The organism is Pseudomonas sp. S2_A02 (assembly GCF_054668495.1).
The window spans coordinates 3467764-3482007 of record NZ_CP162776.1 but is presented as its reverse complement, the minus strand read 5'-3'; the positions used below and the strand labels follow the sequence as shown (position 1 = coordinate 3482007).

The window sequence follows — 14244 nt, the reverse complement described above, 5'->3', positions numbered from 1 at the left end:
ATGCGTCAGAAAGTTCGAGTCCGGGTGAGCAGCATGTGGTGGAGCAAAGGCAAGTCGCGGGTTACCGAAGGCGCACGAGCGCTGGCCTCGCCAATGATCATGTCCCTGGAGCCGCGAATGCTGTTCGATGGCGCGGTGGCCGCCACGCTTGCCGACACTGCCCAGGCTGACAGCCATGCCACCGCCGAGGCGGTCAAGGCGCCGACGGCCGACCAGCCGGTCGCCAGCAAAGACACCCACGGCCAGGCCGATGCCACGCCAGCACCGGCCCCCGCTGCGGTGCCGGGGCAGAGTGTGGTGTTCGTCGATTCGCGGGTCAAAGATGCTGGCAGCCTGCTTCAGGGCATCGCGCCTGGTACTCAGGTGGTTCAGCTGGATGCCAGCAAAGATGGCTTGCAGCAAATCGCTGATTATCTGGACACCCATCAGGGCGTCAGTTCGGTGCAGATCATTGCTCACGGCAACGCTGGCGATCTGTGGCTAGGCGATAGTTATCTGTCGGCCGACAACGTCGCGGCCCGCAGCGCAGTGCTGACGGAAATCGGCAAGGACATGAACGTCGGTGGCGACATTTTGATCTATGGCTGCTACACCGCCGAAGGTGAGCGTGGCTTGAGTTTTATCGACTCGCTGGCTCAAATGACTGGCCGCGATGTGGCTGCTTCCAGCAATCGCACCGGGGTCGGTGGCGACTGGAATCTGGAAATTGCCACCGGCAACATCGAAAGCGCCAACGTCCTCTCGACCACGGCCATGAGCGAGTATCAGTGGGGGCTGGCCACCTGGACCGCCACCAACAACGCCAACACGGGCGTCGGCTCGTTGCGTGCCGCCATCGCCTCGGCGCAGAACGGCGACATCGTCACCTTTAACAGCAGCATGACGGTGCAGTTGACGTCCGAACTGCTGATCAACGAGAACATTACCGTTGATGGCGACTTGAACAACGACGGCGCGGCTGATGTGATTCTCGATGGTCAGTACCGGACCCGAGTGATTGAAATAGTGGCGGGCAAAATCGTGACGCTCGATGGCCTGGTAATCACCCGAGGCCTGGTGTCGGGCACGGGCGGCAACGGTGGTTACGGCGCCACCGGCGCGATGGCCGGGGGGATTTTCAACGCAGGGATTCTGACCCTGAACAACGTTACCGTGACCTCCAACGGCGCTTCCGGTGGCGGTGGCGGCGGTGGTGTCACCGGCGCTTTTTACGGCGGTGGCGGTGGTGGCGGCGGCGGTTTGGGCGGCCAGGGCGGCGGGCATGGCGGTTCGGTAGGGCCGGGCACTGGCACCATGGAGGGTCAGGCGGGTATCGGTGGTATCGGTGGTAACGGCGGTTATTATGGCGGGGTCGACATAGGCGGTCACGGTGGCACCAGCACTGGCGGAGCTGGCGGGCTGGGCGCTTTCAATTACACCAACGGCGGTAACGGTGCGACGGCCACCAATGGCACGCTTTCCATTGGCGGCGGTGGCGGCGGGGCCGGTTGGGACAAGGTAGGTGGCGCTGGCGGCAACGCGGTGGGCGGGATCTACAACGCCAGTACCGGCACCATGACCATCGTCGGCACGTCGACCATTAGCAACAACATTGGCGCCGGTGGTGGCGGCGGCGGTGGTGGTGGCTATGCCAATGCCAGCAATGGCGGCGTAGGCGGCCGGGGCGTCGGTGCGATCTGGAACAAAGGCACACTGTTGATCACGGCAGCCAACTTCGCGGCCCTGGCCGGTAATGCCGGGGCTAGTGGTGCAGGCGGTACCGCGCAGGGCGGAGGTACAACCGGCACCTCGCCGACCTCCGTCGCGACCATCTACAACGACGGAGGTGTACTTAACACCGCGTATTCGCCGCCGCCGACCGCGACCATTGTGGTCGCTGACACCACACTGAGCATCGGCGAAACGTCCTTGGTAACGATCACGTTCTCCGAGGCCGTGACCGGTCTCACCAATGCGGACCTGACCATCGCCAACGGCACGTTGACGGCAGTGAGCAGCGGCGATGGCGGCATCACCTGGACGGCAACGTTCACGCCGACCGCCAGTCTTTCCGATACGACCAACGTCATCACCCTGGACAACACCGGGGTAATAAACGGTCTGGGCACCGCCGGCGTCGGTACCACCGACTCCAATAATTATGTCGTCGATACGGCGCGGCCAACCGCCAGCATTGTGTTCACCGACACGGCCCTCAGGGCCGGCGAAACCTCGTTGGTGACCATCACCTTCAACGAAGCGGTCACCGGTCTCACCAATGCCGACCTGACAATTGCCAACGGCACGTTGACTGCAGTGAGCAGCAGCGACGGCGGCATCACCTGGACGGGGACCTTCACCCCGACCGCCAGCATCACTGACGCGACCAACCTGATCATCCTGGACAACACCGGGGTCAGCGACCTGGCGGGCAATGCCGGCAGTGGCACCACCGACTCGAACAACTACGCCATCGATACCGTGCGGCCAACGGCAACCATCGTGGTGACGGACACGGCGTTGAGAATCGGCGAAACCTCTCTGGTAACGATCACCTTCTCCGAGGCGGTGAGTGGTTTCACCAACGCCGACCTGACCATCGCCAACGGCACGTTGACCTCGGTGAGCAGCAGTGACGGCGGCATCACCTGGACTGCTACGTTCACCCCGAACGCGAGCATCAATGACACGACCAACCTGATCACCCTGAACAACACCGGGGTGGCTGATCTGGCGGGCAATGCCGGCAGTGGCACTACCGATTCCAACAACTATGCCATCGATACACTCCGTCCAACCGCGACCATCGTGGTGACGGACACGGCGTTGAGAATCGGCGAAACCTCTCTGGTCACGATCACCTTCAGTGAAGCGGTCAGCGGTTTCACCAACGCCGACCTGACCATCACCAACGGCACGTTGACCTCGGTGAGCAGCGGCGACGGCGGTATCACCTGGACGGCGACCTTCACCCCGACCGCCAGCATTTCCGACACGACCAACCTGATCACGCTGGACAACACTGGCGTCAGCGACCTGGCGGGCAATGCCGGCAGCGGCACTACCGATTCCAACAATTACGCCATCGATACCGTGCGCCCAACGGCCACCATCCTGGTCGCAGATACGGCACTGAGAATCGGCGAAACCTCTCTGGTGACCATCACCTTCTCCGAAGCGGTCAGCGGTTTCACCAACGCCGACCTGACCATTACCAACGGCACGTTGACTGCGGTGAGCAGCAGCAACGGCGGTATCACCTGGACCGCCACCTTCACACCCTCCGCGAGCATCAACGACACGACTAACCTGATTACCCTGGACAACACCGGGGTCAGCGACCTGTCGGGCAACGCCGGCAGTGGCACCACCGATTCCAACAACTACGCCATCGACACGGTTCGCCCGACCGCCACCATCGTGCTGGCCGATACAGCGCTGACAGCAGGCGAAACCTCCTTAGTGACCATCACCTTCTCCGAGGCAGTTACGGGTTTCACCAACGCCGACCTGAGCATCGCCAACGGCACGTTGACCTCGGTGAGCAGCAGTGACGGCGGCATCACCTGGACCGCCACGTTTACTCCGACAGCAGGCATTATCAGCGCGACCAACGTCATCAGCCTGGCCAACACCGGCGTGGCGGATCTGGCGGGCAACACCGGCAGCGGGATCAGTTCCTCGGGCAACTACGCCATCGACACCGCCCCGCCGACTGCGACGATTGTGGTGGCGGACACTGCGTTGAGAATCGGTGAAACGTCACTGGTGACCATCACCTTCAACCAGGCCGTGAGCGGTTTCACCAACGCCGACCTGACCATCGCCAACGGTACGTTGACCGCGGTGAGCAGCAGTGACGGCGGCATCACCTGGACGGCAACTTTCACCCCGACGGCCAGCATCACCGATACGACCAACCTGATCACCCTGGACAACACCGGCGTGCAGGCTGCCGCCACCGGTAATGTGGGCAGTGGCACCACCGATTCCAACAATTACGCCATCGACACCGTGCGGGCAACGGCCACCATTGTGGTTGCGGACACCGCGCTGAGAATCGGCGAAACCTCGCTGGTGACCATCACCTTCTCCGAAGCGGTGAGCGGTTTCACCAACGCGGATCTGACCATTACCAACGGCACTTTGACCTCGGTGAGCAGCGGCGACGGCGGGATCACCTGGACCGCGACTTTCACGCCTTCTGCGAGCATCAACGACACCACAAACCTGATCACCCTGGACAACACCGGCGTGGCCGATCTGTCGGGCAACGCCGGCAGCGGCACCACCGATTCCAACAATTACGCCATCGACACGGTCCGACCCACCGCGACCATCGTTGTGGCCGACGCTACCCTGAGCGCCGGCGAAACCTCGCTGGTGACCATCACGTTCAGCGAAGCGGTGAGCGGTTTCACCAATGCCGACCTGAGCATCGCCAACGGCACGCTGAGCGCGGTCAGCAGCAGTGACGGCGGCATCACCTGGACGGCCACGTTCACGCCAACCGCCAGCATTACCGACGCCACCAACCTGATCACCCTGAACAACACCGGGGTCAGCGATCTGTCCGGCAATGCCGGTAGCGGTACCACCGATTCCAACAACTACGCCATCGACACCACCCTGCCGACCGCGACGATCGTGGTGGCCGACAATGCGCTGAAAATCGGTGAAACGTCGCTGGTGACCATTACCTTCAGTGAAGCGGTCAGCGGTTTCACCAACGCCGACCTGACCATTGCCAATGGCACCTTGACGGCTGTGAGCAGCAGTGATGGCGGCATTACCTGGACGGCAACGTTCACGCCAACCACCAGCATTACCGACGCAACCAACCTGATCACCCTGGACAACACCGGCGTGCAGGCTGTCGGCACCGGTAACGTGGGCATCGGCACCACCGATTCCAACAATTACGCCATCGACACCGTGCGGGCAACGGCCACCATCGTGGTGTCGGACACGGCGCTGAGAATCGGCGAAACCTCTCTGGTGACCATCACCTTCTCCGAAGCGGTGAGCGGTTTCACCAACGCGGACCTGACCATTACCAACGGCACATTGAGCTCGGTGAGCAGCAGTGACGGTGGCATCACCTGGACCGCCACCTTCACCCCGAACGCGAGCATCAACGACACGACCAACCTGATCACCCTGGACAACACCGGGGTCAGCGACCTGGCGGGCAATGCCGGCAGCGGCACCACCGATTCCAACAACTACGCCATCGACACGGTCCGACCCACCGCGACCATCGTTGTGGCCGACGCTACCCTGAGCGCCGGCGAAACCTCGCTGGTGACCATCACGTTCAGCGAAGCGGTGAGCGGTTTCACCAATGCCGACCTGAGCATCGCCAACGGCACGTTGAGCGCGGTCAGCAGCAGTGACGGCGGCATTACCTGGACCGCGACCTTCACCCCAACCATCGGCGTGAATGACTCGAGCAACGTCATCACCCTTAACAATACCGGCGTGACCGATGGGGCTGGTAACACCGGCAGCGGCACCACCAACTCCGGCAACTACACCATCGATACGGTGCTGCCGACGGCCACTATCGTCGTTGCCGATAATGCGTTGAGCGTCGGTGAAACCTCGCTGGTGACCATCACCTTCAGTGAAGCGGTCAGCGGTTTCTCCAATGCCGATCTGACCATCGCCAATGGCACCTTGAGCGCCGTGACCAGCGGTGATGGTGGCATCACCTGGACCGCAACCTTTACGCCGACCAATGCCATCACCGACACCAGTAACCTCATCACCCTGGATAACAGCGGTGTACAAAACGGCTCGGGCAACGCCGGCAGCGGCACCACCGATTCCAACAATTACGCCATCGACACCGTGCGCCCGACGGCCACTATCGTGGTCGCGGACGCGGCACTGGCCGTGGGTCAAACATCGGTGGTGACCATCACGTTCTCCGAGGCGGTGACCGGATTTACCACGGCCGACCTGACGGTGAGCAACGGTACCCTGAGCAATCTGAGCACCAGCGATAACATCACCTATACCGCAACCCTGACGCCGACGGCGAGCGTCACCGATTCCACCAACCTGATTACCCTGGACAACACCGGAGTGATCGACGGGGCTGGCAATACGGGCAGCGGCACCACCGATTCCAATAACTACGCCATCGACAGCCTTCGTCCGACCGCAACCATCGTGATGAGCGACACGACCCTGAAACCGGGGGAAACCGCGCTGGTGACCATCACCTTCAGCGAGGCGGTAACGGGTTTCGACAACAGTGATTTGAGCATCGCCAACGGTACCTTGAGCGCGGTAAGCAGCAGCGACGGCGGCATCACCTGGACCGGAACTTTCACCCCGACTGCCGGGATTACCGACGCCAGCAACCTCATCATCCTGGCCAATACCGGTGTAACGGATGTGGCCGGCAATACCGGGGCGGGCACCACCAACTCGGCCAACTATGTGGTGGAAACCCAGGTGCCGACCGCCACCATCGTGGTTGCCGACAATGCGCTCAAGGTCGGTGAAACGTCGTTGGTGACGATCACCTTCTCTGAAGCGGTCAGCGGTTTCAGCAACGCCGACCTGACTATTGCCAACGGGACTCTCAGCAACGTTTCGTCCAGCGATGGCGGCGTCACCTGGACCGCGACCTTCACGCCAACGGCCAGCGTGACAGACACCACTAACCTGATCCGCCTGGACAATAGCGGTGTGATTAACGCGTCGGGCAACAGCGGCGTCGGCGTGACCGATTCCAACAACTACGCGATCGATACCGCTCGCCCGACCGCAACCATTGTGGTCGCGGACAATAAACTGGGCATTGGTGAAACCACCACGGTGACCATTACCTTCAGCGAAGCGGTGTCCGGTTTCGATTTGTCGGATCTCAGCGTTGCCAATGGCGTGCTGTCCAATCTGGTCAGCAGCGACGGCGGTATGACCTGGACCGCCACGCTCACGCCGACCGCAAGCCTTAACGATACGACCAACCTGATCCTGCTCGACACCGGCAATGTGCTCGACGCGGCGGGCAATGCCGGCGCCAGTATCGCCATTTCCAACAACTATGCGCTCGATGCGACTCGCCCGACCGTCACCATCGTGGTTGCCAGCCCGACACTGGGCATTGGCCAGACGACGCTGGTGACCTTCACCTTCAGCGAGGCGGTCAGCGACTTCGATTTGTCGGACTTGAGCGTCACCAACGGCGAGTTGACCAACCTGGCCAGCAGCGACGGCGGCAAGACCTGGACCGGAACGTTCACCCCTACCGCGAACATCACCGACCCGAGCAACTTCATTGCGCTGGACACCAGCAATGTCACGGACCTGGCGGGCAACATAGGTGCCAGCGTTGCGGTTTCCAACAACTACACGATCAACACCGTGGCCGAGTTTGTGGTCTTGCCACCTGTCACCGTGCCCGCTCAGCCCAACGTGACATTACAACCGATCATCTTCGCTCCGCCCACTGGCGATCTTGGTTCGCCGCTGACCTTTACCCCGCTGTTTGAACAGCGGGTGATCGGCAACGGCATTCGGCCTCTGGGCGACATTTTCATGAACCACGGTGCGCTGACGCCAAGCTTTATCGCACAAGTATTCAGCAGCAGTGATAACGGTGGCGATGGCTCAGGCCACGGCTTCCTCGGCTTTGGCGGGGGGGACGGCGGGGTCTTCGGCAGCAGCACGCTGTCGAATCTGTTCAATCAGGACACTGGCAGCGAAGGGGATTCGCTGAGCACCTTTGGTAATAACTCAATCAGGATGGGAGATGCTTCCCAAGGGTTGCGCGGGGTGTTTGGCGCACCGAGTCTCGGCCAGCAATTGCAACAACTCAAAGACACCGAGCAGCGGCAGGTCGAAAGCCTGGCCGCGGCTTTGCAACAGGTCGGCATCAGTGAAATGCAGGTCTGAAAAAACCATTAAAGCAGGGCGGCACCTGGGGGCTCCAAGGATGAAGAGAAGTCAGAAGTTATTCGGCGCCAGCCTGCTGGCGCTGGCGATCAGCGGGTGTGCAGTCACCAGTAAACCGATCGAACGCAGCGTCAGCCAACAGCGCGCCAAGAGCGATCTGCAAAACATGTACACGGGTCAGGAGCCCCTCAGCGGGCCGCTGACCCTGCACCAGGCCATGGCCCGCGCGGTGAAGTACAACCTCGAAGGCCGGCTCAAGATTATGGAAGAGGCCCTGGCCAAGCGCCAACTCGACCTTGCCAGTTTCGATATGTTGCCACGCATGGCGCTGGACGCCGGGTACGTGGGGCGTAACAACGTCAACGCTTCCAGCAGTCAGAGCGTGGAAACCGGCACCCAGTCCCTGGAACCGTCGACCTCCCAGGATCGCGATCGTGACGTGGCGGACCTGACCATGGTCTGGAACGTGCTCGACTTCGGTGTCAGTTACATCAGTGCCAAGCAGCAGGGCGATCAGCGGCTGATCGTGCAGGAGCGTCGGCGCAAGGTGATCAACACCATCGTTCAGGACGTACGCTCGGCCTATTGGCGAGCCATGGCCGCCGAACGTTTGCTCAAGCAAATCGACAGCCTGATGGCTCGGGTCGAAACCGCTCGCAACAATAGCCAGAGCATGAGCGAGCAGCGCATCGGGGATCCGATTCAGGCATTGGGTTATCAGCGCTCACTGATCGAAGCGACCCGCCAACTGGAAGAACAGCGCCGTGCGTTGTCGCTGGCGAAAACCGAGCTGGCGACCCTGATCAATCTGCCGCTGGGCACTGACCTCAAGTTGGCGACCCAGGACGATTACGTCATCCCGGAGCTCAAGATCGACCTCGCCAGCCTGGAACAGGAAGCCCTGACCAGTCGGCCGGAGTTGCGAGAGCAGGATTACCAGACCCGCATCAGCGCCGCCGAAACCCGCAAAGCCATGCTGCGCCTGCTGCCGGGGCTGGAGTTTTCCGCCGGTGGGCATTACGACAGCAACTCGTTTTTGGTGGAGCAGGGTTGGGCGGATTATGGGGTGAAAGTCACCTGGAACCTGTTCAATGTGATTTCCGCACCCGCCGCGATCGACGTTGCCAAGGCCGGTGAAGAAGTCGCCACGGCGCGTCGACAGGCGATGTCGATTGCCGTACTGGCGCAGCTTTACGTGGCTAACGCCAACTATCGCGAGGCGATGCGGCAGTTCAAGACCAATCAGCAACTGTCAGACATTGATGGGCAAATCGTTGGCCAACTGCGCAATCGTTATCAGGCGGCCGGGCTGGGCGAACTGGACCTGATTCAGGGTGAGCTGAACACATTGCAAGCAGATCTGCGACGCGACTTGTCTTACGCCGACCTGCGCAACGCTTACGGGCAAATCTTCGCGAGTGCCGGTCTTGATCCGTTGCCTGACGAAGTGCAATCGACCGAAGTCCAATCCATCGCCACCGCCCTGGCCAATCGCGAAGAGGCGTGGGCGGCGGGCAACATCTCAGTGCCGGTGGCCCATGCCCCGGTCCAATAACCTGCTGGCGCCGACGGCGAGCATCAGCCGCGCCCAAAGGGAGACCCGCAACGGCCATCGCGGCACGGCGATTCTGCTGACCGGTTTACCGGCCGCGGGCAAGTCAACCTTGGCCCAGGCACTGCACGCCGAGCTGTTCGAGCATGGCGTGCAGAGTGTGGTGCTCGATGGCGACGGACTGCGGGTGGGGCTCAATCGCGATCTGGGGTTTACCGACAGTGATCGCCTGGAAAACATCCGCCGCGCCAGCGAACTCGCGGCGCTGTTGGTCGAGAACGGGCAGATTGTCATTCTCGCGATGATCGCGCCTTTGGTGGAGTTGCGTGAAGTGTTCGCCCGACGGTTGGGCGAGGATTACCGCGAAGTCTGGTGCAGCGCTTCTTTGGCGGTGTGTGAACAGCGTGATCCCAAAGGTCATTACGCTCGGGCTCGACGGGGTGAGTTGGCGGGGTTTACCGGTGTCTCCGCGCCTTATGAACCACCGCCGTGTGCGTCGCTGGTGCTCGACACGGGCGCGCAGTCGGTCGAGGCCTGTCTCGACCGTTTGCTGACCTGGCTCGGCGAGTGCGCGGTGCTGCCGAAACGATGAGTCGGCCGGCCTTCTCCCGGTTGCCGGTTACGGTGGATTTGCCGTTGCTGTTGCAGGCGCTGGCGACAATAGGCGAGGGCGATTGGCACAGCCATTTCAATAGCGATTATTACGCTGGCGACTGGAGCGGTGTGGCGCTGATTTCCGCAGCCGATGCCTTGACTGAACTGTCGCCCGGTCGCGGTGAGCCTTTATTGCGTGCGCCTTGGCTGCAAGATGTTCGATGGCAGCAAGGGCTGCGGGATCTGCCGCTGCAGATCGTCTGCGCGCGCCTGTTGCGGCTCGGCCCGGGCGGGCGTATTCACGAGCATCGCGACTATGACCTGGGCGAACCAGACGCTGATTTGCGTCTGCACATTCCGCTGCTCAGCCCACCCCGAGTGGACTTTCTGCTGGACGGCCAGCGCATGCCGATGGCCGCAGGCGAATGCTGGTTTCTCGACCTGTCGCGGCCTCATCGCGTGGACAATCGCGATACCCAGGCACGGATTCATCTGGTGCTCGATTGCCGACGCCTGGTTGGAGCAGGCGGTTATCGACGGGCTGGCAACCACGCCGTCGCCGCAAATCGGCCATAACGCTTTTGTGTGGTTCCAGGCGTTGGTGGCCAGCGATCCGCAGCTGTGCAAGTCCTTGCAGGGGTTGCAGGACAACGAAGCTTTCATCGTCCGTACGCTGGAGCTGGGGGCCGAGCGGGGTCTGCTGTTCACCCGTGAAGAACTGCGCGCGGCGATGCGCGACGGTCGCCGTCAATGGAATGAACAATGGAGTGCCTGAACCTCGAAGGCTGGTTGCCGATCCGCGTCTGGAAAGAGGCCGGGCAATGGCAAGTCGACTGGTGCTGGTTCGGTGACACGCGTCTGCATCAGCCGTTTTTTCGTGATGCGGTGGAGGATGCGCTACGGCTGCCGTTCAATCAGGCGTTTCGCCGGAAAACTGCATTGTCGAGCCTCGCTGCCTGGCAGGTTTGCAGTCCCGGCCTGACGCCGAGCGCCTTTATCTTTCACGCCTCTCGCTGCGGCTCGACCCTGATCAGCCAGATGCTCGCGCAACTCGATAACCACATCGTCATCAGCGAACCACCGCCGCTGGATGCGTTGCTGCGCAGTGATTTGCCTGCCGTCGAACGCTGTGCCGCCATCAAAGGGTTGCTGTCTGCCTACGGGCAACGTCGGCTTGGCGTGGAGCAACGGCTGGTGATCAAACTCGACGCCTGGAACATCGGTGAACTGCCGTTGCTGCGCGAGTGCTTCCCCGAAACGCCTTGGCTGTTTGTTTATCGCGATCCGCTGGAAATCGCCGTCTCGCATCTGCGTCGCCCGGGCATGCACATGGTGCCGGGGATGATCGGGGCGAGTGTGCTGGATGAGGAATCTCCGTTCAGCAGCCGTGAGGATTTCATCGCCCGACGATTGGGGAGGTTGCTGACGGTGGGGTTGGCGCAATGCCGGGCGTTTGGGGGATGGGTGGTGAATTACAGCGAACTGCCGCAGGCCATGACGGGGCGGTTGGCGGTGTTCTTTGCTTTGGATATCGAACAACGCAAACGGGTGTTCACGGCGGCGGGACAAGATGCCAAGCAGCCGTCGCAGGTGTTTGTCGGGGACAGCGATGACAAGCGTCGCGAAGCCTCGGTGCTGCTTAACGAACGCATACAACAATGGGCGCTAGCGCCTTATGAGGCGTTGGAGCGATTGTGCAAAATATGATCGCAATGGCCTTTGTGGCGAGGGAGCTTGCTCCCGCTGGGTCGCGAAGCGGCCCCAACACCTGCGACTGCTGCGCAGCCGAGCGAGACGGTGCGGCGATCCGACAAGCTCCCTCGCCACAGGTCATCAGAGCATCAAGGTTTTGACGACAAATCCGCCATCCCCTTGAGCAACTCAATTGGCAGCGGGAAAACAATGGTCGAACTCTTGTCCCCGGCAATCGAACTCAGCGTCTGCATGTAACGCAACTGCATGGCTCCCGGCTGACGCCCGAGCATTTCGGCAGCCTGCATGAGTTTTTCCGAGGCCTGCAATTCGCCTTCGGCGTGGATCACCTTGGCCCGGCGTTCCCGTTCGGCCTCGGCCTGTTTGGCGATGGCGCGAATCATCGATTCGTTGAGGTCCACGTGCTTGATCTCGACGGTGGCCACCTTGATGCCCCAGGCATCGGTTTGCGCATCAAGCACTTGCTGGACGTCGACGTTCAGCCGTTCCCGCTCGGCCAGCAATTCATCGAGTTCATGTTTACCGAGCACCGCCCGCAACGTGGTCTGCGCCAGTTGGCTGGTGGCCATGAGAAAGTCTTCGACCTGAATGATCGCCCGTTGCGGATCGAGCACGCGGAAATACAGCACCGCATTGACCTTGACCGAGACGTTATCGCGGGTGATCACGTCTTGCGGCGGTATGTCGAGCACCACGGTACGCAGGTCGACACGAACCATTTGCTGAACCACCGGAATCAGCAGGATCAGGCCAGGGCCTTTGACTTGCCAGAAACGTCCGAGCTGAAACACCACGCCGCGTTCGTATTCGCGCAGGATGCGGAAGGTCGACCCCGCCAATGCAATCAGCAATAACAGCAGCGCGGCAAAACCCAGTTGCAGGCCCATGACTATCCTCCGCCATCATTGTTCATTGCGGGCGCCGCGTCAGCCGCGGCCACTTCCAGCAGTAGACCCTTGCGTGCCACCACCCGGACCTGTTGACCCGGTTGCAGCGGTGTTTCGCTCAGTACCTGCCATTGTTCGCCTTGCAGATGGACCCAGCCGATATACGCATCGCCAGCCTGCAACGACGTTACCGGCGTCACGCTGCCGAGTAATTCGTCATCGCCGCTGACGTTGCGGCGCGGTCGGGTTTTCAAGGCGTGGATCAGCAGGAAAATCAGCAGCAAAGCACTGATCAATCCCAGGCCGATCATCAAGGGAACAGGGACCTCGGTATTGGTCAGAATCACCGCGCCAATTACGAACATCACAATGCCGCCCAGACCGACCACGCCATAATTGGGCAAGGCCGCCTCGGCAATCAGAAATGCTATGCCGAACGTGATCAGCCAGATCCCGATAGGGTTGGGAACCAGCAGGACGACGGTATCCGCTGCGAAGACCGATCCGCTCAAGGTCAACAGCAGCGCAATTGCACAGCAACGAGTGTTCACTTGACCCTCCGGGAGAGTCATCCGTCCGCGAGCTGTTCGTAGCTCTGTATACAAGTCTAGTTGAGCCTGCACTTGTATGAATTTTGACCCGTTGTCGACAGCGTCCGACGGGCGGATTTCCTGCCGGGTTCCACTAGCGGGCCTAGACTTTCAAGGGAGATAAAAAGTTAACCATCGTCCGCGATTCGTTGCTGCGGACACCGAGGTGCATCATGCGTATGGCAAAAACCGTGCAGAACAGCCTGGACAAGGCTCACTGCGAATATGACATCGTTTCCCACCCGCACTCGGCCAGCAGCCTTGAAACGGCTCGGCTCGCGGGCATTCCTGCCGAAAGGGTCGCCAAATCGGTGATCCTCGACGACCGCCACGGGCATTACTTGATGGCCGTGCTGCCCGCCAGCCGTCACCTGGACCTGAGCAAAGTACGTGGCAGCGGCGAATGGCAAGTCACCCGGGAAAGTAACCTGCCGCACCTGTTCGACGATTGCGAACGCGGCGCCGTGCCTGCACTGGGCGAATCTTACGGGATGGACATGGTCATCGACCCACAGCTGACCCGGCAAAAAGACATCTACCTCGAAGCCGGCAACCACAACAATCTGGTACACATGAGCGTGCCGGAATTCTTGAAAATGGTGCCGCACGCCGAGGTGTGCGAGTTGAGTCAATCGGCGTAGCGTCGACATCACTGCCGTCATCGCGGGCAAGCCTCGCTCTCACATTGAAACGCAATCAATTGTGGGAGCGAGCCTGCTCGCGATCGACCGCGCAGCGGTCATCCCATTTAGCCATTACGAAGGAGCCCGACATGGAATCCCCTACCCACAGCCTCCCATCTCTGTTCAAACAACTCGGCCTGCCTGATGACGCCGAAAGCATCGATAAATTCATCGCTACCCATTCACCGCTCAAACCCGAACTGCACCTGGCGGACGCGTTCTTCTGGAGCGAGAGCCAAGCAGAGTTGCTGCGTGAGGAGATTCTGGATGATGCGGATTGGGCGGAGGTGGTGGATCAGCTGGATGTGCTGCTGAGGAAGGGGCGAGGGGTGTAA

8 protein-coding genes and 1 pseudogene are annotated in these 14244 nt (G+C 61.2%); 7 read left to right on the top strand and 2 right to left on the bottom strand.

What is annotated here, in order from left to right; translation table 11 throughout:
- The first annotated feature begins 33 nt into the window (after window positions 1-33).
- From AB4O41_RS15910 to AB4O41_RS15890, 5 genes and pseudogenes are all read left to right on the top strand, one after another.
- Complete coding sequence (locus tag AB4O41_RS15910; protein ID WP_460148354.1) at window positions 34-7890, top strand: Ig-like domain-containing protein; 7857 nt, start codon at window positions 34-36, stop codon at window positions 7888-7890.
- Window positions 7891-7930: 40 nt separating this feature from the next.
- Window positions 7931-9445 (top strand): TolC family protein, encoded by a 1515-nt coding sequence (locus AB4O41_RS15905; RefSeq protein ID WP_460143853.1) that lies wholly within the window; start codon window positions 7931-7933, stop codon window positions 9443-9445.
- The gene (gene cysC / locus AB4O41_RS15900; RefSeq protein ID WP_460143852.1) at window positions 9429-10034 is read left to right on the top strand and encodes an adenylyl-sulfate kinase; all 606 of its coding nucleotides are present in this window, start codon (window positions 9429-9431) and stop codon (window positions 10032-10034) included. Before AB4O41_RS15905 ends, cysC begins: the two co-directional genes overlap by 17 nt.
- A pseudogene (locus tag AB4O41_RS15895) lies at window positions 10031-10811 on the top strand (aspartyl/asparaginyl beta-hydroxylase domain-containing protein). Before cysC ends, AB4O41_RS15895 begins: the two are co-directional and overlap by 4 nt.
- Window positions 10799-11743 carry a sulfotransferase family protein gene (locus AB4O41_RS15890; RefSeq protein WP_460143851.1) on the top strand — a complete coding sequence of 315 codons (945 nt, stop codon included), beginning with the start codon at window positions 10799-10801 and terminating at the stop codon, window positions 11741-11743. Before AB4O41_RS15895 ends, AB4O41_RS15890 begins: the two are co-directional and overlap by 13 nt.
- Before the next feature lie 134 nt (window positions 11744-11877).
- Here AB4O41_RS15890 and AB4O41_RS15885 read toward each other — a convergent pair whose 3' ends face one another.
- Together AB4O41_RS15885 and AB4O41_RS15880 are read right to left on the bottom strand one after the other, a co-directional pair.
- On the bottom strand, window positions 11878-12636 hold the full coding sequence (locus AB4O41_RS15885) for a slipin family protein (protein ID WP_258618729.1): 759 nt from the start codon (window positions 12634-12636) through the stop codon (window positions 11878-11880).
- 2 nt (window positions 12637-12638) lie between these two features.
- Window positions 12639-13187 (bottom strand): NfeD family protein, encoded by a 549-nt coding sequence (locus tag AB4O41_RS15880; protein ID WP_460143850.1) that lies wholly within the window; start codon window positions 13185-13187, stop codon window positions 12639-12641.
- 212 nt (window positions 13188-13399) lie between these two features.
- Between AB4O41_RS15880 and AB4O41_RS15875 the strand changes: the two genes are divergently transcribed.
- Complete coding sequence (locus tag AB4O41_RS15875; protein ID WP_460143849.1) at window positions 13400-13867, top strand: aminoacyl-tRNA deacylase; 468 nt, start codon at window positions 13400-13402, stop codon at window positions 13865-13867.
- A gap of 131 nt (window positions 13868-13998) precedes the next feature.
- The gene (locus AB4O41_RS15870; RefSeq protein ID WP_008068578.1) at window positions 13999-14244 is read left to right on the top strand and encodes a DUF2789 domain-containing protein; all 246 of its coding nucleotides are present in this window, start codon (window positions 13999-14001) and stop codon (window positions 14242-14244) included.

What these genes read in the sequence shown, in the direction of transcription:
- AB4O41_RS15870 (WP_008068578.1), top strand. Translation starts at nt 13,999, where the DNA reads ATGGAATCCCCTACCCACAGCCTCCCATCTCTGTTCAAACAACTCGGC.
- cysC (WP_460143852.1), top strand. Translation starts at nt 9,429, where the DNA reads ATGCCCCGGTCCAATAACCTGCTGGCGCCGACGGCGAGCATCAGCCGC.
- AB4O41_RS15875 (WP_460143849.1), top strand. Translation starts at nt 13,400, where the DNA reads ATGCGTATGGCAAAAACCGTGCAGAACAGCCTGGACAAGGCTCACTGC.
- AB4O41_RS15885 (WP_258618729.1), bottom strand. Translation starts at nt 12,636, where the DNA reads ATGGGCCTGCAACTGGGTTTTGCCGCGCTGCTGTTATTGCTGATTGCA.
- AB4O41_RS15910 (WP_460148354.1), top strand. Translation starts at nt 34, where the DNA reads ATGTGGTGGAGCAAAGGCAAGTCGCGGGTTACCGAAGGCGCACGAGCG.
- AB4O41_RS15890 (WP_460143851.1), top strand. Translation starts at nt 10,799, where the DNA reads ATGGAGTGCCTGAACCTCGAAGGCTGGTTGCCGATCCGCGTCTGGAAA.
- AB4O41_RS15905 (WP_460143853.1), top strand. Translation starts at nt 7,931, where the DNA reads ATGAAGAGAAGTCAGAAGTTATTCGGCGCCAGCCTGCTGGCGCTGGCG.